Source organism: Caballeronia sp. SEWSISQ10-4 2 (assembly GCF_030464885.1).
In the GTDB taxonomy this organism is placed as follows: Bacteria; Pseudomonadota; Gammaproteobacteria; order Burkholderiales; family Burkholderiaceae; genus Caballeronia.
This window is the reverse complement of record NZ_JALPRJ010000012.1, coordinates 37,740-63,746: the sequence shown is the minus strand read 5'-3', so window position 1 is coordinate 63,746 and position 26,007 is coordinate 37,740. Positions and strand designations below refer to the sequence as shown.

The window sequence follows — 26,007 nt, the reverse complement described above, 5'->3', positions numbered from 1 at the left end:
AATTCACCATGGCTTCACATGCATCTGCCAATCAGCCGTTCGCCGGCAAGGTCGCGATCGTCACCGGCGCGGCAAGCGGCATCGGACTCGCCACCACCGAGCTACTGCACGCGCAAGGCGCCAGCGTGGTCGCCGTCGGGCGCCGCGCCAACGTCGAAGCGTTGGCCCGTCCGGGGATCGTCCCACTCGTCGCCGACGTCGCGCATGAGGAAAGCGCTGTGCGCGCCGTGTCCGCCGCGATGGAACGCTTCGGCAAGCTGGACATTCTGGTCAACAACGCCGCGATCATCATTAACAAGCCGGTCGTCGAGATGACGCTCGATGACTGGAACGGCATTCAGGCGGTCAATTCCACCGGTGCATTCCTGTTCTCGCGCGAGGCAATGCGCGCGATGATGCCGGCGAAGACCGGCGCCATCGTCAATGTTGGTTCATACGCGTGTTATCAGGCGTTTCCGCTGATCGCCGCCTACGCGGCGTCGAAAGGCGCGCTCGCCCAGTTGACGCGTGCCATGTCGCTCGAGGCGATCGATCACGGCATTCGTGTCAATGCGGTGGGGTCCGGCGATGCGGTGACCAACATCACGAACCACCTCCACGAAGATGGCCCGGCCTTCCTCGCCGAGCACGGCAAGAACGCGCCGATCAAACGTGCGGCCGATCCGCGGGAAATCGCTGAAGTGATCGCCTTTCTGGCGTCCGAGAGAGCCAGTTATATCGTCGGCGCGGTTGTGATGGCGGATGGCGGCATGAGTGTGGCGCTCAAGTAAGGCCTTTGGCCGCATTCTTTTGAAAAGTCGTTCTCGTTTAAATTTGGATTGCTTATTTATCAAGGAAATTATCATGAGCAAGTCTGCAAAAATCTGGTTTGTCACCGGCGCATCGAAAGGCGTCGGCCAACGACTCGTGCGGCAACTTCTCGCGCGTGGCGATCGCGTTGCCACGACCTCGCGAACCGTGGTGTCGCTGACGGAAGCGATTGGCCCCGCCTCCGGGCAGTTTCTTCCTCTGCAAGTCGATCTGACCGACGACCAGAGCGTGCGGTCCGCCATCGAGCAAACGATCAAGACGTTCGGCAAGATCGATGTGATCGTCAATAACGCCGGCTACGCACAACAGGGAACCATCGAGGGCCTCTCGGACGTAGAGCTTCGGGAGAACTTCAACATCAACTTGTTCGCGCCCCTGACCGTGTTGCGGCACGCGCTTTCGCATCTGCGCGAACAGCGCAGCGGGCATGTTGTAAATATCTCATCGATCGTCGGTTTTCAAGGCGGATACGCAGGCTGGGGCAGTTATGCGGCGAGCAAGTTCGCGCTCGCCGGCCTGACGGAGTCGCTGGCCGCCGAGGTGGCCGAGTTCGGCATCAAGGCAACGGTGGTGTATCCGGGACCGGTGCGCACGGATTTTCTGTCGAGCGGCGCGCTGGCAGTGGCCAAACGACAGATCGATGAATACACGGAAGCCAAGGCGTCGCTCGATCTTCACCTTGGCGCGCTGCACGGTCATCAGGCCGGCGATCCGGAAAAGCTGGCCATGCTGATCATGCAGGCCGTAGACGTGGCCGCCCCACCGTTGCACCTGTTCGCCAGCAAGATCGCCAACGAACTGGCAGCGCAAAAGGCAGCGGCGGTCCAACACGACATCGATGCGTGGAAAGGCTCATCCGAAGCGACGGACTTCGTCGAGTAACTTCAAAATGAGGATTCCACCGCGGGTCCAATCGCCCTGGGAGGGATCGCGGTCCGGTTCTGCCACTGCCAATAGTCGCACGGCGGTTCCAGAATCATCGTCCGCACTAGTGAAGAATGCTTCCCGCTCCGCAGCATTTCTTGAACTTCTTTCCCGAGCCGCATGGGCATGGATCGTTGCGGCCGACTTTCGGCGCGGCGCGCTGAGCCGTCGTCGCGAGTTGGCGTTCGAACACCGCTGCCCGGAACGGGAGCCAATAACGGTAGATCGAGGCAATGCTGGCGGGAATCTGTTTCGAAAGCTGTTCCCGTTGATCGGGTCTAAGGACGAGCGCGCATTCTTCCTCGCTCACGTCGTTAGACCCGAGTAAGTGCAACGGCCGTATCCATGCTTGTCCCTGCGTTTCATCGAACAACGGTTTCCACGCAGACCGGCACAGGTCGACACCCTGCATGAAACCAACCGCCCAAGCCTCTGCGTCGAGGTACACGTGCGGGTCGTCTGGAAACTCGTTTTCGCTGAAGATCGGCGCGATAAAATCCGGATCATTCTCCAGGCTCGCGATGATGCTGTTGAAGTGCCGCACTATCAGATTCATAACGCGTTGCGCTTGTTCCATCGACCCGAATTCAGGCGCGTCGTCGGGCTCAGGCCCCCAGATACCCGGCAGCCATTGACTAGGCATCAATGTGATCGGACCGATCGCGATGGCGGTCAAATAGCCGTCCAGACTGTCGATCAGCAATGTTGCGTCCGATACTAAATCGGACATCAGGAACTGGTCGAGTTCTTCCAGCTCGTCGTCGGACAGGAGATGCATTTTGGAGCGTGGTCTCGAATGGGGTTTCGTCACGGCAGCGCAAGCAGCAACATAGAAATGCGGGCGGGCGATGCAAGGCCGTATGCAATAAACGTTTCATTTTACCGCGACCCGAAACAATGAGTTCGGGACTGACGTCGGCCGACGCGGTCATTCATCGCTATTTGGTATCTGCACATTACCTACGTCCGATCCGCGATGCCGAAAATTCCTATGGTTAACGATTATTCAAAAACGAAATGGCATCTAAGTGCATTGCAGCAAACATCAATCGACTCAAATTTTATGCGATATCCCGTGAATCAAAAGTCAATCCAATGTTGTGAACGGGAGACACACAATCAAAAACAGATCCTGTTTTAATTTGACGGAAATATTATTACCCGCGGGCCAAAAGCCCTCGCATGAACCGCAGCCGTCAAATAGACCTGCGGTTTGCCTAATAACTAAACACGGGAGAACTTTGGTGAAGAAAACCATTAGCGCCATCGGCGGCGCGCTTATCGCCATCGCGGCACAGTCCGCCTTCGCGCAAAGCTCGGTCACGTTGTACGGCATTGTCGACACGAGCGTCCGCTATCTCACCAACGCCAATGCGAACAACGACAGCCAGGTATCGATGGGCGTCGGCCCGATCACCGGTAGCCGTTGGGGCTTGAAGGGAGCTGAGGATCTGGGCGGCGGCTTGTCTGCGGTGTTCCGGCTCGAGAACGGCTTCAATCTCTGGAACGGCCAGCTTGCGAGCTCGGGTACGCTCTTCAACCGGATGGCTTACGTTGGGCTGTCGAGTAAGCAATATGGCACTGTCACCTTGGGTCGCCAGAACACGCCGCTATTCGACCAGTTAGGGAACGTCTACGACCCGCTGACCGTGGGTAACTTCGATCAGGACGGCTGGTTGCCCGGCGCGCTCGGCTACGGCCTGCGGCAGAACAACTCCGTCAAGTACAACGGTCAGTTTGGCGGCGTGAACGTGGAAGCCATGTACGGCTTTGGTAACGTGGCCGGCAGCGTCGGCGCGAGCAACATGTATGGCTTGACGGCGTCTTACACGTACAACAGCTTGTCTCTCGATGCGGGCTTCCAGCAGAACAGCGACGTGCACAACAACAAGTTCAATGTTGTCAACGTAAGCGCTGTCTATGCATTCAACACGGTCAAGGCTTTTGCGGGCTGGCTGCATTCGCAGGACAATACCGGCATGGTCGACATCTTCATGTCGGCTGCAAACTCACCGGCTGCCAACTTCGCGGCGCCTGTAACGAACACCAACCGCATCGACGATGGCTTCTACGTCGGTACCACCTGGCAGGTCACGACGCCGCTGCTGCTGACCGCGGCGGGCTACTACGACCACTCGCGCAACGCGCTGAACGCCAACGGGACCACGCTTAGCCGCGGCGTGCGCTACTCGGGCGTGGTGCTTGCCGAATACTCGCTGTCCAAGCGGACGGAAGTGTATGGCACGGTCGATTTCATCCGTGGCACCGGCGCGGCGCAAGCAGACTTTCCGGGTCGCAACAACCAGACCGGCGTCGCGGTCGGCCTTCGCAACATATTCTGATGTGGGCTGCCCGGCTTGCCGCCGGGCATGACACTTCCGGATCAACGGCGCGCACTTAACAATGGTGCGCGCCGTTTTTCTTATGGCATGCCGGGGCAGCAGTAACCCATCAGATCAACAGTTCGACTGACTGCAGCACGTGACGTGTCTCCGGCAAACTCGATTCGCATCCTTCGCGAATCGTTTCGATCATGCATTCTATAAAGCACTCGGACGCGGCACTCGCGGGATGACCGCTGCGCGAGATGACGCTGACCATCGCGTCGTCCAGTTGTTCGCGTAACGGAATGGCACATAGTCCTTCTTTGGCCGCACTGACCTCGACGAGCGGCCACGGAAATACGCTGATCATGTCGGTCTTTTTGAGCAACGCAATTGCAATCGAAAGAGAATGCGTCAGGTGAATCTTTCGCGGCACCGGCACGTTGTATCGAGTGAACATGTTGTCGACAAGGGCATTCTCGTTCAACGGATCCCATGTCAACACCCAGTCCAGATCGCTGAGATCCGCCAGTGAATGGCAGTTCGCTCGCGGATGTCCCTCGCGAGCGACGAGCGCGCAGGTCGACGAAAACAATGGCTGATACTGAAATTCGACACCGAATGCTCCAGGCTCCGGCCGGCCGATAAAGAAGTCGAGACTGCCGTCGCGCAGTCGCGGATTGGCGACCGACAACAATCCTTCGAAGAACTCCAGGCGGATATCGGGCATGCGCTCGCAAAAGCGCGTGACCGTGTCCGCCAGGAACGTCATGGCGATCCACGGGGTGACAGCCACCGTGAGCTTGCCCTGCGTGGCGCCCCGCAGGGCGTTCATGGCGTCCTGGGCGCGTGTCATCTGCCGGCAATCAATCGGGCGTGAACCAGCAGCGCCTGGCCGCTCTCCGTGAGCGTGACGCCTGACGACGTGCGCACCACCAGTGACATCTGCATACTTTCCTCAAGTTGGCGCAGGCTCTTGGTAATAGCCGCCTGGGAGGCTTTCAAAACGCGCGCCGCACCGCGCACACCGCCTGCTTCGGCAATGGCGATAAGCGTGCGGAGTTGGTGAAGTTTCATACGCTCTCAATGATAAAGACGGGGCCGCGCGGCATGTTCACCTTTGGTTGCCACGTTCACGATTCTAGCTCTCCCGCCTCGTTTTCTGTCGCGCTACGGTAGCGTCACCCGATCAAGTTCTAACGTTAATCACGGACCCATGCGAATGACCATTTCCATCGACATGCTTGCTAGCCGCGACGAAATGATTCGATTGTGTCATCGCATCCATGTGAATTCCGTGCCGGCGAAGTATCCGGGTGATGCGATCGTCTCGCGCAACGTTGCACCGCTCGACATCGCATGAACGAAGGCCGGCTTACCGACCGTTCAAATTGATTCAACACCGACGGGGAACTTCATGAAACACGTAACGCTTTCAGCCTTTTGCGCACTGGCGATGTTGCCCCTTGCTGTTCTTGCACAGGATAAACAGGCCATTCGCTTCGGTGTCGATCCCAGCTATCCGCCGTTCGAGTCGAAGGCGCCCGATGAATCGTTCACGGGTTTCGATATCGACCTGGGCAACGCGATCTGCGCGCAGCTCCATCAGAAGTGTGTGTGGGTCGAGCAGAACTTCGAAGGCATGATTCCAGCGCTCAAGGCGCGCAAATTCGACGCCATACTCTCCGCGATGTCGGCTACGCCGGCGCGGCGTCAGCAGATTGACTTCAGCAACCGTCTTTACAACAGCAGCTCAGCATTGATTGCGCGCGCGGGCTCGACCCTTCAACCTACCGCGCGGGCGTTGCAGGGTAAACGCGTTGGGGTTGTGCAGGGCTCGACCCAGGAGAGCTATGCGAACGCGGAATGGGCGCCGAAGAACGTGACGGTGGTGTCATATCAGACGCAGGACCAGATTTATCAGGACCTCGTAACGAACCGTCTCGATGCAGCATTTCAGGCCGCCGTGCAAGCCGACTTCGGCTTTCTGAAGATGCCGCGTGGCAAAGATTTCGCGCTGGTGGGTAAGCCGGTGGGGGACAGCCGCGTGGCGGGCGATGTGGCCATCGGCATACGAAAGGGCGACGCGCCGATGGAAACGCAGATCAACCAGGCCATTGCCGCGATACGTCAGGACGGTGTGTATCAACAGGTCGCTGCGAAGTACTTCAATTTCAACATTTACGGCGATTGAGCGTCACGACTCAGCCCATTCTTTCTCGTAGGGAGGCAGGTATGTTGGAGACCGTAACCGCCCGTCTGGAGCGGGCCGTCACACCGCAATTGATGGAAGACTTTCACCGCGATGGCGCGGTTTGTATTCGCCAGATATTCACGCAGGAAGAGGTTGCTTTGTTGCGCGCGGGTATCGATAGCAACCTGCGAACGCCCAGTCCGCGCGCGAAAGTCGCGAGCCGTCCCGACGATCCAGGCTGGTTCTTCGAAGACTTCTGCAATTGGCAGGAGAACGATGCGTATCGTCAGTTTATTTTTCACTCGGCAGCGCCCGCGGTTGCTGCGGCGTTGTTGGGAAGCGAGACGATACGGCTTTACCACGATCATCTGCTGGTGAAGGAGCCGAATACCCGGCAACGCACGCCGTGGCATCAGGACCAGCCTTATTACAACATCACCGGCCGCGACAACGTCAGCATGTGGATTCCGGTCGATCCCGTTTCTCAGGAGTCGAGGCTGGAGTTTGTTGTGGGCTCGCATCTCGGGCCGTGGCTGATGCCGCGTACGTTCATGGACAATCAAGCTAAATGGTTTCCAGAGGGCAGTCTCGCGGATCTGCCGGATATCGAAGCTGACCGCGGGGCGTATCCGATCATCGGATGGGAGCTGGAACCGGGCGACATGGTGTGCTTCAACATGCTGACTCTGCATGCGTCTGGTGGTGTGAGCGGGCAGACACGGCGGCGTGCGTTCTCAATTCGGTTTGTCGGCGACGATGTTCGGCATGCGCCGAGGCGCTGGCGTACTTCGCCGGAGTTTCCGGGCCTCGAGGAGACGCTGAGTGAAGGCGCGTTAATGGACCACCCGCTTTTTCCTATTGTCTGGCCTGCGGCTTAGCGGGGTGATATCGCCGACACGCGGTGAAGTGATAGCCGCAAACCGGCTGCCAAAGAAGTGTCTCGTGGCGATATGCGGGGAAGCGCACAGAGTCATTTGGGTCGGAGCCATATTCTGTTCGATACCGTAGAAACGTCGCCACCTGACTTCCACGAGCAGTATTTCTGCAGGTCCTTCACAAGCCCCACCTCTACGAGCAATCGGGGAATGATTCCTTACAACACCGGGTCGACATGGGGGAGCCACGCTGCCCCGCGCAAAGCAGCGCTTACGCACGTTTAAGCAATCAGGTGCCACCGATGCGTCTCCAAGCGATCAAATATGCCTTGATTTTTGCCTGCGGGTGCATGGCTGTCACCGATGCACTCGCCGCCGATGCTGCAGGCGTTGTCAAGACCCTCAAGGGCACGGTGCAGGTCGAGCGGGCTGGAAGCAGTTCGGGCGCGGCCATCGGCAGCGAGGTTTACGGCAGCGATCGCATAGTGACCGGCCCGGAATCCTCAGTTGGTATCACGTTGCGTGACGATACCCAACTCTCGGCCGGCGCCAATTCCATCCTCGAGCTCAACAAATTCGCCTTCAATACCACGACCCATGACGGGATGCTCGATGCCACGATCAAACGCGGTTCCCTGGCAGTGATTTCCGGAAAGCTGGCGAAGGCAAATCCGGATGCCGTCCGTTTCAGCACGCCGACGACCACGCTGGGCGTGCGCGGCACTGCATTTATCATCGAAGTCGGCGGTAACGGGGAGAGTGCACGTTGAAGGCCGTAATCCGACGTCACGGCCAAGCATTTGCCGCGGCATTCGCCACGCTGGCTTTGCTGTCCGGGTGCAGCACGCCCCCGGACAAGATTATTTTATTGCCAGATCCGGAGGGCAAGGTCGGAGCAGTCATTGTCCACAGCGCCACCGGAGAGCAAACAATAAACAAGGCTTACGCCGGGGTCGACGTCACTAAGGGCGGTGCCATCGAAAAAACGATGGATAGCCAGTCCAGTGTGCAGACACGATATGCCGAGCTACTGGCGGCTCGGCCTCCGCGCCCCATGACATTTACGATTTTCTTTCTCTTCGACTCCGCCACCGACCTGGCCCCGGAGTCGTTCGCCACGGTTAAACAGCTAAAAGCGATCCTGGCTACCTGGCCTGCGCCACAGCTCGTGGTAGTCGGCCACACCGATCTGGCGGGCTCGCAGGAATTCGACGACAGACTGTCCAGGCGGCGAGCGGAGACTGTTGCAGCGTTCCTGATCAAGCAAGGGATTCCTGCCCAACAAATAGAGACTGCTGCCCGAGGCAAGCGCGAGCCACTGGTCCACACCGCAGATGGTGTTCCCAATCGCATGAACCGACGCGTAGTCATCACCATCCAATGATCCGCGCGAGTCATCGACGGTGAACGGCCTTTCCTTTGATGAAACGCTATTACGACCTATGGCTTGCCCGGATCAAGAATCTGCTTAAGGCGGCCCAGGGACGTCCAGTGGCGCTGGTGGTGTTGTTCGGCCTGAGCCTGGTCAACCTGTCCAGCGAATGGCCTAGCGACGTAGCACGTCCGGCTTTCGTGGTCGCGCTTGACGAGGCGCTTCCTGATTCCTTTAAAACGGCCCGGCAACTTCTGTTCGACCAGTATCAACGTCGCTTCCCACGAATTCCGACTGCTCAGCCCGTGACTATCGTCGAGATTGACGATGAGACGCTGGCAACCGTCGGTCAATGGCCCTGGCCGCGAAATCGACTCGCGAGCCTGATCGATGCCATTGCAGCACTGAAACCGCTGGCTATCGGTCTCGACATTTACATGCCGGAGCCGGATCAGACCTCTCCCGACAAGGTGGCCGGTAATCTGCCGAGCACGGCTGCGGCCCTGGCTGCCAGCTTGCGGGCTCTTCCCAGTCACGAAGCCATTCTCGCCAGTTCGTTGCGCGCGGCACCGACCATACTGGGTGCTGCGGCACTCGATCGTCCCACCTTCGGCGCCAGCACCGATCTGCGAAGCGCTCCGATCCTCGTGCATGGCACCGACCCGCTGGGCCGCGTGCAACGGTTCGACTATGTGCTCGCCAGCCTGCCGGAATTGCAGGCGGCGGCTCACGGGCAGGCGATGCTGAGCGTGGCGCTCGAACAAGGCGTGGTCCGGCATATTCCCCTCATCATGGGTTTGGGGGAGAAACTGGTCCCCAGTCTGCCGATGGAAATGCTTCGCCTCGCCACGGGTTCATCGGCGATCGACGTCTTTGCCGACGCGTCGGGCGTGCAGGCGGTGGGTGTCGCGGATGCGCAGGTGCCTACGCAACCCGGCGGCGACATCTGGTTGCACTTCGCGTCCATTCGGTCGACGCTGAACCGCTATGTGTCGGCACGCGACATCCTGCAGGGAACAGTCGATCCGGAACGGTTCCGGAACAAATTGGTGCTGGTCGGACTGACCGGCACCGGCGTGACTGACATGCGCACGACCGCGTTGGGCGAACTGGTGCCGGGTATCGAAATTCAAGCGCAGGTTATCGAGACTATTTTCGAGGGACGTTTCCTGCGCCGCCCGACCTGGCTGAAATGGGCAGAAAGTGGCTTTATCATGATGTTCGGGCTGCTCATTATTTGGTATGTGCCGCGCACTCAATCGCGGTTTGCGGTATTCATAAGAGCCGTCCCAAAGGGTTCCACCTTTCTCGGCCTCTTCCTGCATTTGCTGAATCTTTTATGCTGTTTCTTTATTTTTATTCGTTTCGGACTGCTGGTCGATGCGGCCTCGATTTTCATTATCCTGTCCGCAGTCATGGGCTGCTTCTTTGCGCCCGCGTTGCTCCACGTTGGTGAACGAACCAGAACAGAAGCGACGCACGCCACGGCGCGTGAAGACGACAACGATCGAACTGACAAGGCGCCAGGACCTTGAGTAGCGGTCGCGCGAATGGCCGTGCAACTTGAAGGCTGTTGTTGTCTCCGCGCTGTATTGAAGGTCCGATGTGGATCGGCAAGACTCATTCGACTTTCTCGTCACCCGACATTCGCTGCGGTGCAGATTCGGGGCAGGTGAACGGCGGCAAAGGCCGATGACCCGCCGATAGTCGATGCGAAGTGGAGGGCGGTTCGTCGGCCTTTGCCGCCGTTGGCGAGCTCGTCCCACTCTTCGCAAATGTCGGCTTCAGGGGCCTCAGTTGAGCTGGCGCTATCGGCCAACTGCGGTCACTCGCCTTTAATGAGCGATCGTCTGCTCCCAGTTCTAGTTCGGCCGATGGTGGAGGCTTGCCCTTTAAAATGTGCGGATAATCGAATCATACGGCGGGGAGTGCATGACGTTCGAGCAAACGAAGGGCTATCTGTTTTCAGGGCAACGCAATGCCGATCGCGCCCAGGTCGCAGCAGAGGCCATGCGAGAAACGCCGGGGCGCGCCGGAGGCATGACGTTTCGTTCAATGTCTCTGACGATTGCATCCGTTCTCTTGTGTGCAATGGGGTTGCGGGTGTGCATCTGCACCGGAACCACGTGACTACGCTGACGACAATTCGAAAGCCGTTCTATCACCCGAATGCCCCGACGTGAGTGGCGTTTACGAAGGCAGGGTGCGTCAAATCGTCGAAGGCTACGGACCCAGCGTATTACCTCTAGCCGACGAAATATTCCACGCGGAGAATATAGAAGCCGCAGAAGCGATGCGCGCGGGCTATAGGAGGGATGCGAACGGTCGTCGAATTGCGCCAGATACAACTGTCTTCCAGAAGAATGTTGACGGCAACTACACGATTACGACTTACTACGGCACGTCCCAGCTAGGGAGCATGACAACCCGATTCAACAGTCTGGTCAAGGTATCGTGCGAAGCAGGAACTATTGGTTGGATCGCTCCTGAGCAATCGTCACGATCCGAATTTGGTCCGAACTATTCCTTTTCGGGCCGTTCAGTCAGGCTGGATAGCAACGGCGACATTCTGCTTACCACGTGGACTCATATGAGCTATCACATGGCGCTATTGTGGCTTCCCATGGGTGCCGGCACGGATAAAACGGTCTATCGCTATAAGCGACTGCACTCGTCAAACGATCATTAAAGGCCCTCGCACTGCGAAACGCGCAGCGCTACCGGTCTGTAAAATGCCCCCGGGCGTTCACGGAAACGGGCGTCCGCTTTTTGCCCTAAGTCGGACAGAGTTGGTCGCATGCTATCTGGCTGGCTTGGGTCGACTTCTGCCCGACGCGGATCGATCAATGGCGGCCCACCCCGCCAGTTCAACGTCGGACCGGGCTCGGCCATAAAGCGTCATTCCCCGGCACCGGCGTTCGGACATTCAGGAGTCGGTTCCGGCTAGGAAGCGGCCATTCGGTTCGCGATCGTTGCGTCATCGGCCGAATCTCCACTATCCGCTCCGGGTTTGATGAGGAGCGCAAACATTTGGCTGCGCTCGGTACGAAATCGTCCCACTCGGCGGCGATGGACCACCGCAATCGAGTAGTAAGCGGCTCGTTCATGCGAGGACGCGCATACGCGGAGAGCCGATCAATAACTGCGACCGCCAATTAATCGGGGAGCTTGTTCGTGCCAAACCAAAACACGCCGGACAAGCGTTGCATTTATGTTGCGTGCGGCGTGTCGGGGGCCGCGCGATCGCCTAACCCGGCGTCGGATCCAATGCTTGGCGTCACTCACGATGTTCCTTTCGGAGCCCCCAGCGCAGCCGCGGCCGGGATCGCCTCCATTTCGCCCGACACAGCCTGACCGGACCCGCGCGCAATTGGCGGTCGGTTAGGCAATGGATTTGTGGCTTGCTGCGTGAAGACATAATCCTTGTCTGCGCGGATCTGGATCAGCTTGTCTTGCACCGCGGACAGATCGCATTCAGTGTCGAGCATGCGGATGCGCAATTGCTCAAGCGCGCTTCTCGCCATCCGGCTCGCACTCCACTTGCTCGCGAAGTTGCCGGTCGTTGCGACCACCCCGATCACCGACGCGATCATCGAAAACAACGCTGCGAGATCGCTCCGAATAGCCTCGTCAAGCTCAAAGAGCGCATTGATCTTCAAGATTACTGCTGCAGCCCCGCTGAGTACCGCGGCCGTGAACATGAAGCCGTAGTACGCGAAGCTCCATGCCTTGGTCGAATATCGAGTGTCCCGGCACTCTCTGTCGATTTCCTTTGATATTTCCGAGCGGTCAATCATCATGGAAAGGTCCTCCGCTGAAAAATGGTTACCCTTCGAAAGGGACGTCCTGCACGTGATCAGCTCGCCATCCCTATCTCAGCTGACAAGGTACGCTCCAAACCGACCGTCTGCAATCCGGCCGATTTCCCGACGCGCGGCGCTCTCAGCTAAATTTCGCCGCACCCTAAGAGCGTTCGCGCTGGTAAATCGGGCAATGCGCGATCACCTTCCCAACGATGTGAAGACCATCATCGGCCGGCTGCGTTTGCTCCCTTCGATCGGTCCAACCTTTGTCGCTGGCAGGCGCGGACCAAGCATGCCATTTCAACGACTACTCCTGAAATCCACGCTGGCCGGGCGGCAACAAAGCAAGGATGACCGCCGGACCCCGGAGGACTAAACCGCTCGCGCGGTATTCGCTCCGTTTAAACGTGGTGGTTCTTCATAGGAAACTCACTCGGTTTCCTATGTTGAGCAATGAGGCAATCCGCCTCGTTACTCAACAGGAGCCGAGCCATGACAACCCCCAGCGAAGCTATCAGTCCGCAACGCCAGCGCATGATGGATGACATGCGCATGCGCCGACTCGCGCCGAAGACGCAAGCCGGTTATCTGCGGGTGGTTCGCCAGTTCACCGTGTTTCTTGGTCGCTCGCCGGACACCGCGACCATCGAGGACTTGCGGCGCTATCAATTGCATCTGGTCGACCACGGCGTTTCGCCAATTTCCCTCAACGCGGCAATCACGGGATTGAAGTTTTTCTTCGACACGACACTGGGTCAAGACGATCTGATGGCGAAGATGCATCCGGTGTATCTACCGCGTGTCTTGCCTGTCATGGTACGCGGGCGGATCAGCAGGCGATCGGTCTCAAACGTGGGTAGTGGGTCGCTCATCGAAACTGAAATCGGAACGAAAGAGGGCGATACATCGCGATAGCCCCGGCAAGCCCAACAAGAACGAAGGACTCACCCGGGTTAAAAACTAAAAAAAACAAACCAACCATCACCCACCCAACAACGACTTCCCCTGCGAAAGAATCTTGTCGCAAACCTGCTTGGTAACCTGCTGCTTCAACCCACCCCCACTCAAATCAAGCTGCTGCCCATCACCACTTTTCAAAAGGCCCTTAGCCCCATCGGTATACCCACTATCCGACGACGCAGCCGATGTCCCACCCAGCTTGCTCATCAACGAGTCTTTAACCGACGACGCCCCATTCCCACTGAGATAGTTGTTCTTGATACAGAACTGCAGCACACCCGTAACATTGCTGGTACTACCCGATGTCATTGATTGCCCGGTCAACGCGCTGCCCATGCTACCCAGGCTACTGAGCCCGCCTGACGACGACCCATCGGAGTTCCCACCACCCTTGAGCAAATTACCAAGCTGCGCGTGAGCGGCCGAAATGGGTAACAACATCGCAATCGCGATGCCTGCAACGGTGCTGCGATACGTGCGGACTTTCATACTCGAACTCCTTCAGTGACTAAAACCAACCTCTAATATAGTGCCTTTCACGCGAGACGTTGGATGAGAACGTTATCACCTTTCACAAAAGCAATTAAACGGAGTGCTGATGATCAAAAAGGATCAAAAAATGTCAATGAAAGTCCCGGCTAACACTCGTCAACCCACCCAGCAGATACGACATATCCACCAATCTCTGCGCGACGAGATGTCGAACCTCGCCCTCACATTGCCAAGTACCATACACCGCCAGCAACGTTGAACCTAGCGCCTCTCGTCGCTGCTTCTCCAGCAGGCTCGGCCATACGATCACGTTAACGTTGCCGGTCTCATCCTCCAGCGTAACGAACATCACGCCCTTCGCAGTACCAGGCCGCTGACGCACGGTCACGAGTCCACAACCGCGTGCGAGCCTTCCGTCCCTGTAACTCCGCAACGTAGCAGCCGACATCAACCGATGCTCAAGCAACGCCGGCCGCAGTAATTCAAGCGGATGACGTCCGAGCGATAAACCCGTAGCCTTGTAGTCGCTGACAATATCGTCAGCCTCCGAGGGCGCCCCAAGCAGCGGCGTAGCATCTTCCACCCGAGCATCGTTGAGCATGTCCTTGTCGGGCACTGCGGCCGCGGATTGCCATAACGCTTCCCTCCGATTACCCGCAAGCGATATCAACGCGTTAGCCGCAGCCAGCGCCTGCAGATCATGCCGATCAAGTTGCGCCCGTTGCGCGAGATCGCCCACACTCTCGAACTGACGCACACAACGTGCTGATTCAATACGTTCCGCCGCACCGTCCCGCATCCCGCGAAGCAACGATAACCCCAGCCGCACAGCCGGTTTGCTCTCATCGCCCCGACGCTCATCTGGATATTCAAGCACCGAATCCCAGCCGCTCACCGTCACATCGGCGGGAAGCACGACTACGCCATGGCGCTTCGCATCTTGCACGAGTTGCGAAGGGGAGTAGAAACCCATCGGTTGCGAGTTCAACATAGCCGCAAGAAACGCCGCCGGCTCATGTCGCTTCAACCAACTGCTGACATACACAAGTAGCGCAAAACTGGCGGCATGGCTTTCAGGAAAACCATATTCACCGAAGCCTTTGATCTGCTCGAAAATAGCTTCGGCAAAGGCATTTTCATAACCACGCTCGGTCATGCCGTTCACAATCCGGTCATAGTATTTCTCCAGGCCGCCTTTGCGTTTCCACGCGGCCATTGCCCTTCGCAATGCATCGGCTTCGCCTGCAGTGAACCCTGCCGCGATCATCGCGATCTGCATGACCTGTTCCTGAAAGATCGGTACGCCCAAGGTTCTTTCCAATGCGATCCTCAAACCCTCGCTAGGATATTTAACCGGCTCCAAACCCTGACGCCGCCGCAAATACGGATGTACCGCACCGCCCTGAATCGGACCGGGCCGCACGATCGCAACTTCGATCACCAGATCGTAGAACGTACGCGGTCGAAGTCGCGGCAACATCGACATCTGCGCCCGCGATTCAATCTGAAACACGCCGATAGTGTCCGCCTGCGAGATCATCTCGTAGGTCGCTTCATCTTTGGACGGGATGTCCTGCATCGTGAAGCGCTCGCCGCGCTTCTCCGAAACCATATCGAGCGTGCGTCGAATCGCCGACAACATGCCGAGCGCGAGCACATCGACTTTTAAAAGCCCCAGCGCTTCCAGATCGTCCTTGTCCCACTGGATCACGCTGCGATCCGGCATCGCGGCATTTTCGATAGGAACCAGCCGCGTGAGTTTCTCCCGGCTGATCACAAAACCACCCGAATGCTGCGACAGATGCCTCGGAAAATTCAGCAATTGCGCGGCCAGCGAAGCCCACGACTGAATCAACGTATTCTCTGGATCGAGCCCGGATTCAGCGAAGCGCTGCAGCAGGTCCTGACCGTTATCGAACCACTGATGCGACTTCGCGACACGATCCACAATCTGCGCATCGACCCCCAGCGCCTTGCCCGTTTCACGCAATGCACCACGCGGTCGATACGTCGACACCGCCGCCGCAATCGCCGTGCGATCACGCCCATATTTACGATAAATGTACTGGATGACTTCCTCGCGCCGCTGATGCTCGAAGTCGACATCGATATCCGGCGGCTCGCCGCGCTCTTTACTGATGAACCGCTCGAACAGCATGTTGCCGCGCGCCGGGTCCACTTCGGTAACGCCGAGGCAATAACACACAGCTGAGTTCGCCGCGGAACCACGCCCCTGGCAAAGAATGTTTTGGCTGCGCGCAAAACGCACGAGGTCATAGACAGTGAGAAAGTACGCCTCGTATTTCATATGCTCGATCAACTCGAGTTCATGTTCTATCTGAGCCCGCACCTTATGTGAAATGCCGAGCGGAAAACGCCGATGCGCGCCCACATAAGTTTCCTGCCGCAAATAAGCCGCGTGGGTATATCCCTCCGGCACGATTTCGTCCGGATAGTCGTAGCGCAAATCATCGAGTGAAAACGAGCAGTGCTTGAGCACATTGAGCGTTTCGCCGAGCGTGTATTCCGGGTAGAGATTCGCGAGCCGCAACCGGGATCGCAGATGCTGTTCGGCGTTCTGCGCGAGATCGTAACCGCATTCCGAAACCGGCTTGCCGACGCGAATCGCCGTCATGGTGTCCTGCAGCGGCTTACGCGAACGCACGTGCATCACCACGTGGCCGGTCGCGACCACGGGCACCTTATGGAACGCGGCGACGTGCTCGACGATCCCCCGATGGATGTCGTCGAGTGCGCGCTGGTGCAGCGTCAAGCCAACCCACGTCCGTTGAGGAAACGTGGTGTCGAGCCATTCAATCTGGGCATCGAGCGCGGTCTGCTTCGCGGGGAAATCGGGCACCAGGATCGCGAGACAATTCGGCATGCCGCGCAAATGAGCGAATTCTTTATCGGGTCGAGCCAGATCGTTCGGCGTGAGCAGATACGCGCCTTTTTTCGAACGCATGCGGGCAATGGTGATGAGCTCGGAGAGATTGCCATAACCCTCGCGGTTCGTCGCCAGCAAGATGAGTCCGAAGGCCGGCGAAAGATCCGCATTGACGAGCTTGAAATACGAGCCAATAACCAGCGGAAAATTCAGTTTCTTCGCCTCCACATGCGCACGTACGACACCGGCGAGCGAGCATTCATCGGTGATCGCCAGACCGGCATAGCCGAGTTGCGCGGCCCGCGCGACCAACTCCTCTCCACGCGATGCTCCGTGAAGAAACGTGAAGTTGGAAAACGCGAAAAGCTCCGCATACGCGGGCAGCATGGAGAAGGTGGTATCCACGATGTATCATCCAAACAGACCGTGGAGAAACCAGCGCGGATCTTCGGCCTCGGCGCTGCCGGGCCGCTCGCGATAGATCCAGTAGCAACTTTGATCGCTGGCTTGCGCGACGAAATAATCGCGGCTCGTCAACCCGCCGTCGAACCATCCCGCTTCGATACGCTCAGCCGGCGACACCAGTTTCAGCGACGACCCATAGAACGGCCGATGGCTTTTCATCATCAGTTGCAGCGGCTTTTCGAGCAGCCACGCCGGGCGCGGCAGATCGGACGGCACGGCTTCGGGCTTTTGAGGATGGGTGGTGTCGGTGACGGAGATCCAGCGGTTAGCCTGTTCCGGACGGTAATCCGACGATGGCGCCGCGCGCAGCACGTTCTCGGGACCCAGCCGCGCAACCAGCAATTCGAGCAACCGATTGTGGTCTTCAGGCGAGCCGCCGGGTTCGGGAAAGAGCGTTTCGGTAGGTGGTTCGGCGGGCTGTATTTTTGCCGCGGTCAGGCGCATCGCGATCACCGCGGCGACGAGTTCCGTACGGCCGAGCCGCTCCTTGAACAAGCGCAGCAAATGTTCTTCGTGCCAGGTTGGCTCGGCGAGTGCGATCGGGATAACGGTGGGGTCGATGGCATCGCGGTCGCGTTCATGTTCCAGCGTAAGCGTGGCGTGCGTGAGCGCCAGTTGTAGCGTGCTCAGCCACCCGCACAGTTGCACGATCAGCCGGCGCGCGGAAAACAACATGGCTTCCACATGCTCGATACGATCGGGCAACTCGATGCGCGCGCTGAAAGCCGGCGGCACGGCCAGCCATTCATACAGCTCGGGCGCGAGTCCATAAGCGCGATCCAGCGAATCCAGCAGCTCGACGCCGCAGCGCTTTTTCAGACCCGCACGCGGCAGGCGGCGGATGTCGTTCAGCGTCTTGCAGCCAAGCCCGGTAAACCAGTCGGTGAAGGCGCGCACTTCCGGCGCGGCCTGGAACGGCAGCGTTCCGAGCTTGCGTTCGAGCGACGCCATCTTCAGCACGCGCCGCTTGCCGCGGTGAGCGCTGTGGGCGCTTTTAGCCAGCAGCCACGCACCCTGGCCGGTCGGCGCCGTACTTAAACGCGCCGTCACGCCGATGGCATCGACAATGTCCCGCATCTGATGGCACAGCCGCACGATCCCGCCGAAGAGCCGCAAGCTCGCCGTGACATCGATAACGATGGTTTCCTCATCGCAGAGAGCAACCATGGGGGAAAATTTCATCAGCGAAAAAGCCACCTCGCGCATCAAGTCGTTTTCTCGGCTCAGCTCGCGCTCGAACATGAGGGTGTCGGGCGACAGTGTGAGGACACCGCCGCGTTTCATGCCCACGCACACGCCGGCCTCGCGAGCGCCCCGGTTTCCTATAAAGACCGTGTCGCGGTCGAGGACGACGCAGCCGTGTTCATGCCTACGCGACCAGCGTGGACGGAACACTTCCAGCGACAACCGGGGTAGGTGTATGCCGACGTACACGGGCATGGGGACTCATCAGGACGGGAGAGGGTTGCAGGATGACGGACAGTCTTTCGGCGCGAATCGGGCCTTTACGCTTGATGATGTCGACAGCAATGCCGTCGCCGGCCGGCCGCACGCACAGCCTCAACGTAGCCGGTGACGAATCCGACGCGCTCGCGAGCGGACGCACCATCAGGAACAGCGTTTCGGAGGATTGCGCGGCCATATGCAGGCGCCGCAGCGATTCCGTGCGCGCGTATTGCTGCCAGAAGACGAGCGCGCCGCAACTGCCGGTCTTGAGAATTTGCTCAGCCGACCACAGCGCGTCAGCCAGTTTCGATGCGCGCACCTGGAGCAGTTTGTCGAGCGGTACGCCCAGATACGCGAAAGCGAGAGAATTTGGAATATGAGGCGGTTGCACAAGAGCAATAGGGCGCTTGCTCACGGCGGCGAGCGCCGGGCGTAACAGCCTGACTTCGCCCACGCCCGGCTGCTGCACCAGCAGCTCGATCAGCGTTCCCAGCGGCCAGCCGCCACCCGGCAGTTCAGCCGACAGCACGGCGTAGCCCGTGTCGACTGTCTGCCCTTGCGCGCGCGCGAGTTGCGACCCGCGCCACAAGGCGGGGTGAATCTCTTCGACGTGTTTCGGCAGGGCTGACATGGTAAATTTAGCTGTATGGATGTACAGTACTTTACCTTGAAATTGATCGAGCCTGAACTGCCCCTTTTTAAACGCGGGGAGGAATGCGGGGAGAAAATTATGACGAGTGAATGTAGCGGGAATGGTAGGGAGAATACGCGGTGACCATCCTGGTTGGCACGGCTTCGTGGACGGATCCCACGCTCATCCAGTGCAAACGCTTTTATCCGCCAGGCTGTTCGAGCGCGGAGGCCCGGTTGCGCCATTACGCGTCCGTGTTCCCGCTGGTGGAGGTCGATTCCAGCTACTACGCCATGCCGAACCCCGCAAATTCGGTATTGTGGGCTGAGCGGACGCCGCCTGGATTCGTCTTCAATATCAAGGCGTTTCGTTTGTTCACCGGGCATCAGACTGCGCGCGACATGTTTCCGCCGGACATACAGCCGCACTTGCCGCAGAACGGCAAGACAAGCCTGTATTACAAGGATTTGCCGGGCGAGTTGCAGCAGGAATTATGGTGCCGGTATCTGGAAGCCATCGAGCCGCTTCGTGCCGCCGGCAAACTCGGCGCGGTGCATTTCCAGTTTGCACCGTGGGTGATCTGCAATCCCCACGGCATCCGGCATGTCGAGCATTGCGCAGACGTGATGAGTGCAATGGATGGCTATACGATGGCGGTCGAGTTTCGCAACCAGACCTGGTTCGATGAAAAGCGCCGGGATTCCACCCTGGCTCTCGAGCGTGAGCGCGGGCTGGTGAACGTGGTGGTGGATGAGCCGCAAGGGTCGAGTAACAGCATCCCTGCCATCTGGGAAACAACGCATCCGCGGCTGGCGTTGATCCGTCTGCATGGACGTAATCAGGAGACCTGGAATATCAAAGGCGGCCTGGCGTCGTCGTCGAGATTCAAGTACGAATACAACGAGGACGAACTTGGCTCGATCGCTAGTCAGATCATCGAGATTTCAAAGGCGGTCGAACTGACTCATGTGGTTTTCAACACCAACTACGAGGATCAGGGGCAGAGGAATGCGCTGAAGTTAATGGGGGTTCTCGGCGTTACGCATTTTGTTGACGCATGATAACTGACGCGACCCGGTACTCGGATTGCCTGACTCTCTCGCCAGGCAATCCTGTGCTCAACCGGCAGCAAACATGTCGTTAAACTGGTTGACCCACGCGTGCTCGCCAGGCCCCGGATTGGCGCGCATGTCCACAGCCTGACCCACCAGTATCTCGTTGGCCTCGGTGCCCAGTTGCTCGATCGCGCCCGCGATGAACGCATCAAGCGGCATCGCGCGCTCTTCTTCGCTGCTGTTCAACAACTCGGTACGGACCCATGGCGGCGCGATCTCAATGAGTGAGACCTTGCTGCCCCGAAGCAGATAGCGTTGTGAGAGCGTGTATGAATGCAATGCCGCCTTGGTCGCGCTGTACACCGCCGCGATCGCCAACGGCACAAAGCCAAGTACCGACGTGACATTTGCCACGACAGCGCCGTCTCGGGTCTTCAGGTGCTCGATCAGCGCCGATGTCATGCGGATTGGTCCAAGCAGATTCGTCTCGACGGTCGAGCTCAGCAGTTCGTCGTCGACCGGGCCTTGAGCGCCATCGGGAAGCATGATGCCGGCGTTGTTGATCAGCACGTTCAGCCCGGGATGGTCGGCAATCAGCTTGGCGGCGACTGCCTTGATATCCGCTGGATCGGTGATGTCGAGCGCAACCGCCTGCATGCCGGGATTCGCATCGATGGTCGCTTGCAGGCGCTCCGCGCGTCGGCCCGAAATGATCACCTGATTGCCGAGTTTGTGGAACGCTTCAGCGAGACCACGGCCGATGCCCGAGCCGCCGCCGGTGATGAAGATAGTGTTACCTGTGAGTTTCATGATTGCCTCAAATAAAAGTGATGGGTGAAGTTAGCCCGGGAAGCTGTTCCCGAACATGGGCGCTACGCTTTCGAATAGCAGGGGTTGATTGCTTTAGATGTTCATGAAAATTTCCTACGAAGTTTGAGATTCATCTAAACACAATGGTGACTGACATTGAGTTTGGTGGATCGATTCTGAAAAGTCAATGTCGATCACCATTGTATTTTTCAAAGGCGGCTATAATTGATCTGACAACGGCGTGGAGCATTGAACGATGGGTGTCTCAAAACAGAAGGCGGCGGAGAACCGAAAGGCCATCATTGCGGCTTCGGAGAAGTTGTTCCGTGAGCATGGAATCGACGGAGTTGGCCTGAGCGCGCTGATGAAGGCCGCAGGCTTTACCCAGGGCGGGTTCTACAACCACTTCGAATCGAAGGAGGTGCTGGCCGCTGAAGTCGTGGCGACTGCGATGGACAAGGCCAACCGCGACCTGAAGGAAGCAGTTGCCGCACCGATTGAGCCAGGCGGGAACCGGCTGAGGCGACAGGTGGACTTTTACCTGTCCGGCACGCATTGCAGTGATATCGAGCAGGGTTGCGCGGTAGCCGGCCTCACCGCGGACGTCCGTCGGCTCGGCCATGAGGCACAGTTGCACTTTGCAAGCGGCCTGCAGACAATGATTGAAACGTTGACAGGACTTATCGCGGAACAGTGCTCCGACAGCGAAGATACGGACGAAGCGCGCCGGGAGGCAATCGCGTTCTATAGCGAGATGGTCGGTGCGCTCATTCTGTCGCGGGCGGTAGCCGGCGCCAATCCGGAGCTCGGAGAGGAAATACTGAACGCGACCCGTCAGATGCTTTTCAGGAATTTCGCGCTGGATGCGGGGCAGGGTACGCGCTGAAGCGTGTTACGGCCAACTGCCGGCATCGAAGAAACGCACGCGCCCTATAGGGAGATGCGTTCAATCTCTTCAAGTTGGAATCCCCTTGAATGCTGGTTGTAGCGCTGGGTTGCGCGCGTCGATGCGTAATGGGTCATCGCGGGGTCATCGCTGGATCATCATTCGTTTCTATTAAAAATCGTATGCGATTAAGTCTTATACGATTGATATCACTTATTTCTTTGTGCATCATGAATCGCATGCGATTTAAGCGCATGCGATTTAAATCCAATCAACACCTCTTATTCATCAAGGAATCCATCATGGCCAAGATCGAAAAAGTCATCTTTTCGGGCAAGACCCACACCACGGTCAACCCCGACCCGAGCGCCCAGCGTGGCGATCACGGTGTCGTCGACATCAAGTTGTCGGCGCCCGGCGGTGAAAACCACGAGTTCATCGCCGCCGAGCCGCACCCGACCGCCGAGCAGTTGTTTGCGGGCGCCTGGTCGGCCTGTTATATCAGCGCGCTCGGGATCGCGGCCTCGCTGAAGAAGGTCACGCTGCCGCCTGACTCTTCCGTGGATATCCAGGTAGACGTGGGCCAGACCGGTCCCGGATGGTTCCTCGGCGCCCAGTTCACCGTCCGCGTGCCGGGCCTGGCGCAGGACGTCGCCGAGGCGATCGCGCGCTCGGCCCATCAAATCTGCCCGTACTCGAAAGCTGTGCACGGAAACATCGACGTCGCCCTGAACGTCGTCACGGCGTGATCCGGCAAGACACGTGCCTCTCATTGAACATTTTTTAGAGAAATTTCATCATGAAGACCAAACTCATCGTTGCATTGCTCGTCGCATTTTCGGCTTCCGCCGCCGCTCCCGCGTTCGCCAGCGGCTATGGCCCGGCCCCCTTTTACAAGCCCTCGGTTGGGGCCCCGGTGTCGCAACGCGGTCAGAGCGTGCAATCCCTCGCCGCCGAGCGCGACGGCGCTGCTAGCTCGCAAGAGGCGTATGGCGGTGTAGTCGCCGGCCACTCCCAGGCGGGGAGCCGTGCCGCCGTGCCGTTGCGCGACAACGGCGACAGCCTCTTCGCACATCGCTAGATCGCGCATCCCCCCGTCGCTGGGCCGTCGCGCATCATGCTTCTGATGCGCGTCGGTCACGGCATCGGGTTGAAATTAACCTGGCCTTGCGCTCTACGCGGCGGCAGTCTAGGGTTCACTCCATCGCGATACAATCGCATGCGATATATAATTTTTCTTGCGAGATATCAATCTTTAGCCAAAGAGGATGCAGATGAAATCCACGGACCAACCGGCGCCCGCGAACGTGACGCTCTCCGACTTCCTGTGCTTTGCGGTCTATTCCACGAACCTGGCGTTCGGCAAGGCATACAAACCGATCCTCGAGGAGCTTGGGCTCACCTATACGCAATACGTCACGATCATTGCGCTGTGGGAGGAAGACAACCAGACCGTTAGCGGTCTGGGCGAGAAGCTGTTTCTCGAATCCAACACGCTCACGCCGATGCTGAAAAAGCTCGAGGCAATGGGTTATCTGGAAAGGCAGCGCGATCCCGAAGACGAGCGTCAGGTGCTGGTCAGCCTTACGAAAAGCGGCCGGCGGCTGCGCGAAAAAGGCCTGAACATGGACCTCGTCGAGGCGACTGGCCTGGCGCCGGACGAGTTCGCGAAAGTGCAGAAGGCGATCGTGACGCTGCGCAACAATCTCATCAAGTCAGTCCAAACCGGGGCATGAGCGCTGAGCGGCCGAATTGACGCAATCCTTTCTCGTGAACATGGACAGCCGACTATTGATCGGCTTCAGCTGTGTCCGGCTCGCTTGCCCATGAGTTACTCAAACTGGTTGAAGGGCAGAAGCGGGTTGACTTCGGTTGAGTGTATAAAGAAAGCTCCACGCCGCGGAAATGGCAGCCCCCGTTTGCAGGGGCGACGTCAGATCAGCAAGCCGCAATCGGAGGTAGCGATGACCGATCTCCACCATCAGATCACGATCGAGGCACCGGCTGAACATGTCTTCGCCGCGCTCACCACGCAGGAAGGCCTGAGGGCGTGGTGGACCGAAGACAGTGTTGTCGAAGCGCGTCCCGGCGGCATGGCCGAATTTGGCTTCATGGAACGCAGCGTTGTCTTTCGCATGCGCATTGACGAGCTGGATCCGCCGCACCGGCTGGCGTGGTCCTGCGTCGGCGGGCCACCCGACTGGGTTGGCACCACGATCAGTTTCGAACTGGCTGCGGTTGACGCCAGCAAGACGAAAGTCTCTTTCCTGCACGCAGACGAACACTCAGCGGCGAAAGCGGTGGCGGAACGCAATACGACCTGGGGATGCCTGATACGCCAACTCAAGCACCACCTTGAAGGCACACCCTTCAACCCGGTGTTCAAGGTATCGGCGCAATAACTTGGTGCGTTGCAACGAAGCTGCGCCACACTACTTTTGGCAAGAGGAGTCACGATGGAGCGTCAATGCATGCCTTCCGTCATCGACTGACGACCGGCGCTGGCTGATGAGTCCACCTGACATTAGCGGCACCTTGTGGCCCGCGGTACTCCGTCAAACGGCGCATGCGCTGGATTGTGGCGCACTGCTTCCTATCGAGACAATCCGCACGACGATCGAAGATGGTGGCGTGCGTTTCCTCATCCGCCAGGTCTCGAGTCTTGTCCGCAAGGATGAGGACCAACAAATGCGTATGGCCAAGGCGGCGAACAGTCGCCGGGCTGATCCTTTCCTTCCTTACGCCCCGGACCTTTTTGTCGCCGATATCTCCGGGACCCACATCGTCCTGCTCAACAAGTTCAACGTCATCGACCATCATCTCCTGATCGTCACGCGTCGCTTTGAACTGCAGGAGGCATTGCTCAATCTGGCGGACTTTGAAGCGCTGTTCAACTGCATAACGCAGTTCGATGGCCTCGGTTTCTACAATGGCGGCCCGGCCGCCGGCGCGAGTCAACGCCATAAACATCTACAGATCGTGCCCTTGCCGCTCGACGAATCAGGCCCGCCGTTGCCGATCGAGCCGCTCCTTGCTGCTGCACGCATGGACGGGCTCGTCGGTACCGTTCCCGGGCTGCCTTTTCCGCATGCGTTCGTCCGGTTGGATCCGCTGGTCGCAACGCGTCCGCTGGAGATGGCACGCAGCGCATTCGACCGCTACCGCGCCTTACTCGATGCAGTCGGTTTGCGCGCGATCGATGTCAATGGCGAACCGCAGCAGTCGGCGCCGTATAACCTGCTGGTCACCACCGGATGGATGCTGCTCGTGCCGAGGTCCATGGAGCATGTCGAGGGAGTCTCGGTCAACGCGTTGGGGTTTGCGGGATCCCTCTTCGTTCGGGACGAAGCACAGATGAGAGCTATCAGGACACTCGGCCCGATGACGATGTTGCAACGAGTCACGACGCCGGCATCGATGTAAGTCCGTTCTTCGTGCACGGTTCAAAAGACCAGTCCACCCGCGGCATCGATAGTGGCCCGGAAAGCCGGATCTTCGACGAAGCGGCTGTGACCGGCATGGCGCGTATCTTCTCAAGCCGGAAAGCTTGAACCGAACATCGGCAGCCCGCTTTTTGAGCTTTCCTTGGTGGCTTCGTCCTGAATGACGTCCCAATGTTCGGCCAGCTTGCCGTTTTCGATACGCAGGATATCGACGACGATCAAGTTAGCGGGTGCTCCCATGCCGGAGAAGCGGCCGTGCAGCAGAACATGGTCACCCTCGGCGACGATCAACGCGTTGTCGTAGCGGAGCGTGTCGGGCACGGACTTAACCAGATTGAAGAGTCCTTCGCGGCCCGGAGGAATATGCGCACTGTGCTGGATATAGTTCGCCGACCAAAACCGCTCTGCTGCGGTGTAGTCACGCTTGTTAAACAGCGTGTCGAAGGCTTCCTGAACAAAGGCTTTGTTCTGCTCTTGAATGGTCGTCATTTTCGTTCTCCTGGAATTGATTGCTGGATCCAGCTAGAGCTGCTGCATCGATGAGTGCCAAGAAGGATGGCAATGAAACGCCGTCACCCGGTAAATCAGGTCGCCTGTTTTCCGACGTGGTAGCGGGCTGCGGGACCTTCG

26 protein-coding genes and 2 pseudogenes are annotated in these 26,007 nt (G+C 58.6%); 19 read left to right on the top strand and 9 right to left on the bottom strand.

Annotation, left to right across the window (positions count from 1 at the left end; translation table 11 throughout):
• The first annotated feature begins 8 nt into the window (after positions 1 to 8).
• Positions 9 to 770 carry an SDR family NAD(P)-dependent oxidoreductase gene (locus M0D69_RS10680; RefSeq protein ID WP_301781995.1) on the top strand — a complete coding sequence of 254 codons (762 nt, stop codon included), beginning with the start codon at positions 9 to 11 and terminating at the stop codon, positions 768 to 770.
• Positions 771 to 843: 73 nt separating this feature from the next.
• Positions 844 to 1,692: an SDR family oxidoreductase gene (locus M0D69_RS10675; protein ID WP_301781994.1), complete on the top strand. Its 849-nt coding sequence runs from the start codon at positions 844 to 846 to the stop codon at positions 1,690 to 1,692.
• Positions 1,693 to 1,798: 106 nt separating this feature from the next.
• Here M0D69_RS10675 and M0D69_RS10670 read toward each other — a convergent pair whose 3' ends face one another.
• Positions 1,799 to 2,512, bottom strand: coding sequence for a UPF0149 family protein (locus M0D69_RS10670; RefSeq protein ID WP_301781993.1), 714 nt, complete (start codon positions 2,510 to 2,512; stop codon positions 1,799 to 1,801).
• A 466-nt stretch (positions 2,513 to 2,978) separates the two neighbouring features.
• Between M0D69_RS10670 and M0D69_RS10665 the strand changes: the two genes are divergently transcribed.
• Complete coding sequence (locus tag M0D69_RS10665) at positions 2,979 to 4,076, top strand: porin (protein ID WP_301781992.1); 1,098 nt, start codon at positions 2,979 to 2,981, stop codon at positions 4,074 to 4,076.
• A gap of 109 nt (positions 4,077 to 4,185) precedes the next feature.
• On the opposite strand, the pseudogene M0D69_RS10660 reads toward M0D69_RS10665, so the two are convergent.
• A pseudogene (locus M0D69_RS10660) lies at positions 4,186 to 5,135 on the bottom strand (LysR substrate-binding domain-containing protein).
• A 145-nt stretch (positions 5,136 to 5,280) separates the two neighbouring features.
• Between M0D69_RS10660 and M0D69_RS10655 the strand changes: the two are divergent.
• The 8 genes from M0D69_RS10655 (at position 5,281) to M0D69_RS10620 (ending at position 11,188) form a co-directional block, all read left to right on the top strand.
• Positions 5,281 to 5,421: a hypothetical protein gene (locus tag M0D69_RS10655; RefSeq protein ID WP_301781991.1), complete on the top strand. Its 141-nt coding sequence runs from the start codon at positions 5,281 to 5,283 to the stop codon at positions 5,419 to 5,421.
• Positions 5,422 to 5,475: 54 nt separating this feature from the next.
• Positions 5,476 to 6,252, top strand: coding sequence for an ABC transporter substrate-binding protein (locus M0D69_RS10650; protein WP_301781990.1), 777 nt, complete (start codon positions 5,476 to 5,478; stop codon positions 6,250 to 6,252).
• A 41-nt stretch (positions 6,253 to 6,293) separates the two neighbouring features.
• Positions 6,294 to 7,130 (top strand): phytanoyl-CoA dioxygenase family protein, encoded by an 837-nt coding sequence (locus M0D69_RS10645; protein WP_301781989.1) that lies wholly within the window; start codon positions 6,294 to 6,296, stop codon positions 7,128 to 7,130.
• 299 nt (positions 7,131 to 7,429) lie between these two features.
• On the top strand, positions 7,430 to 7,897 hold the full coding sequence (locus M0D69_RS10640; protein WP_301781988.1) for a FecR domain-containing protein: 468 nt from the start codon (positions 7,430 to 7,432) through the stop codon (positions 7,895 to 7,897).
• Entirely contained in the window at positions 7,894 to 8,511 is a 618-nt protein-coding gene (locus M0D69_RS10635) for an OmpA family protein (protein WP_301781987.1), read from the top strand. The genes M0D69_RS10640 and M0D69_RS10635 overlap by 4 nt, the downstream gene beginning before the upstream one ends.
• Positions 8,512 to 8,549: 38 nt before the next feature.
• Positions 8,550 to 10,034, top strand: coding sequence for a CHASE2 domain-containing protein (locus M0D69_RS10630; protein ID WP_301781986.1), 1,485 nt, complete (start codon positions 8,550 to 8,552; stop codon positions 10,032 to 10,034).
• A gap of 397 nt (positions 10,035 to 10,431) precedes the next feature.
• The gene (locus tag M0D69_RS10625; RefSeq protein ID WP_301781985.1) at positions 10,432 to 10,629 is read left to right on the top strand and encodes a hypothetical protein; all 198 of its coding nucleotides are present in this window, start codon (positions 10,432 to 10,434) and stop codon (positions 10,627 to 10,629) included.
• A gap of 73 nt (positions 10,630 to 10,702) precedes the next feature.
• Positions 10,703 to 11,188 (top strand): hypothetical protein, encoded by a 486-nt coding sequence (locus M0D69_RS10620; RefSeq protein WP_301781984.1) that lies wholly within the window; start codon positions 10,703 to 10,705, stop codon positions 11,186 to 11,188.
• A 592-nt stretch (positions 11,189 to 11,780) separates the two neighbouring features.
• On the opposite strand, the gene M0D69_RS10615 is transcribed toward M0D69_RS10620, so the two are convergent.
• Entirely contained in the window at positions 11,781 to 12,299 is a 519-nt protein-coding gene (locus tag M0D69_RS10615) for a hypothetical protein (RefSeq protein WP_301781983.1), read from the bottom strand.
• Positions 12,300 to 12,794: 495 nt separating this feature from the next.
• Between M0D69_RS10615 and M0D69_RS10610 the strand changes: the two are divergent.
• Positions 12,795 to 13,121: pseudogene (locus M0D69_RS10610) on the top strand (phage integrase N-terminal SAM-like domain-containing protein); the annotation flags it as partial.
• Between the two features lie 162 nt (positions 13,122 to 13,283).
• Here M0D69_RS10610 and M0D69_RS10605 read toward each other — a convergent pair.
• The 4 genes from M0D69_RS10605 to imuA form a co-directional block, all read right to left on the bottom strand.
• Entirely contained in the window at positions 13,284 to 13,751 is a 468-nt protein-coding gene (locus M0D69_RS10605; protein WP_301781982.1) for a DUF2501 domain-containing protein, read from the bottom strand.
• 133 nt (positions 13,752 to 13,884) lie between these two features.
• Entirely contained in the window at positions 13,885 to 17,046 is a 3,162-nt protein-coding gene (locus M0D69_RS10600; RefSeq protein WP_301781981.1) for an error-prone DNA polymerase, read from the bottom strand.
• A gap of 6 nt (positions 17,047 to 17,052) precedes the next feature.
• Positions 17,053 to 18,546, bottom strand: coding sequence for a DNA polymerase Y family protein (locus tag M0D69_RS10595; RefSeq protein WP_301781980.1), 1,494 nt, complete (start codon positions 18,544 to 18,546; stop codon positions 17,053 to 17,055).
• Positions 18,476 to 19,183 (bottom strand): translesion DNA synthesis-associated protein ImuA, encoded by a 708-nt coding sequence (gene imuA / locus M0D69_RS10590; RefSeq protein ID WP_301781979.1) that lies wholly within the window; start codon positions 19,181 to 19,183, stop codon positions 18,476 to 18,478. Before imuA ends, M0D69_RS10595 begins: the two co-directional genes overlap by 71 nt.
• Before the next feature lie 140 nt (positions 19,184 to 19,323).
• Between imuA and M0D69_RS10585 the strand changes: the two genes are divergently transcribed.
• Positions 19,324 to 20,244, top strand: a complete 921-nt coding sequence (locus M0D69_RS10585; RefSeq protein ID WP_301781978.1) for a DUF72 domain-containing protein — start codon at positions 19,324 to 19,326, stop codon at positions 20,242 to 20,244.
• Positions 20,245 to 20,301: 57 nt separating this feature from the next.
• Here M0D69_RS10585 and M0D69_RS10580 read toward each other — a convergent pair whose 3' ends face one another.
• Positions 20,302 to 21,048, bottom strand: a complete 747-nt coding sequence (locus M0D69_RS10580; protein ID WP_301781977.1) for an SDR family oxidoreductase — start codon at positions 21,046 to 21,048, stop codon at positions 20,302 to 20,304.
• 256 nt (positions 21,049 to 21,304) lie between these two features.
• Here M0D69_RS10580 and M0D69_RS10575 point away from each other — a divergent pair, with 256 nt between their 5' ends.
• The 6 genes from M0D69_RS10575 (at position 21,305) to M0D69_RS10550 (ending at position 25,357) form a co-directional block, all read left to right on the top strand.
• Positions 21,305 to 21,934: a TetR/AcrR family transcriptional regulator gene (locus M0D69_RS10575; protein ID WP_301781976.1), complete on the top strand. Its 630-nt coding sequence runs from the start codon at positions 21,305 to 21,307 to the stop codon at positions 21,932 to 21,934.
• 302 nt (positions 21,935 to 22,236) lie between these two features.
• Positions 22,237 to 22,683, top strand: a complete 447-nt coding sequence (locus tag M0D69_RS10570; protein WP_301781975.1) for an Ohr family peroxiredoxin — start codon at positions 22,237 to 22,239, stop codon at positions 22,681 to 22,683.
• A gap of 50 nt (positions 22,684 to 22,733) precedes the next feature.
• Positions 22,734 to 23,015: a hypothetical protein gene (locus M0D69_RS10565; protein WP_301781974.1), complete on the top strand. Its 282-nt coding sequence runs from the start codon at positions 22,734 to 22,736 to the stop codon at positions 23,013 to 23,015.
• A gap of 193 nt (positions 23,016 to 23,208) precedes the next feature.
• A complete protein-coding gene (locus M0D69_RS10560) occupies positions 23,209 to 23,670 on the top strand; it encodes a MarR family winged helix-turn-helix transcriptional regulator (RefSeq protein WP_301781973.1) in 462 nt (153 codons plus the stop codon).
• A 228-nt stretch (positions 23,671 to 23,898) separates the two neighbouring features.
• Positions 23,899 to 24,336, top strand: coding sequence for an SRPBCC domain-containing protein (locus M0D69_RS10555; RefSeq protein WP_301781972.1), 438 nt, complete (start codon positions 23,899 to 23,901; stop codon positions 24,334 to 24,336).
• A gap of 106 nt (positions 24,337 to 24,442) precedes the next feature.
• Complete coding sequence (locus tag M0D69_RS10550) at positions 24,443 to 25,357, top strand: phosphorylase (RefSeq protein ID WP_301781971.1); 915 nt, start codon at positions 24,443 to 24,445, stop codon at positions 25,355 to 25,357.
• A 110-nt stretch (positions 25,358 to 25,467) separates the two neighbouring features.
• On the opposite strand, the gene M0D69_RS10545 is transcribed toward M0D69_RS10550, so the two are convergent.
• Positions 25,468 to 25,866: an ester cyclase gene (locus M0D69_RS10545; protein ID WP_301781970.1), complete on the bottom strand. Its 399-nt coding sequence runs from the start codon at positions 25,864 to 25,866 to the stop codon at positions 25,468 to 25,470.
• Positions 25,867 to 26,007 lie beyond the last annotated feature (141 nt).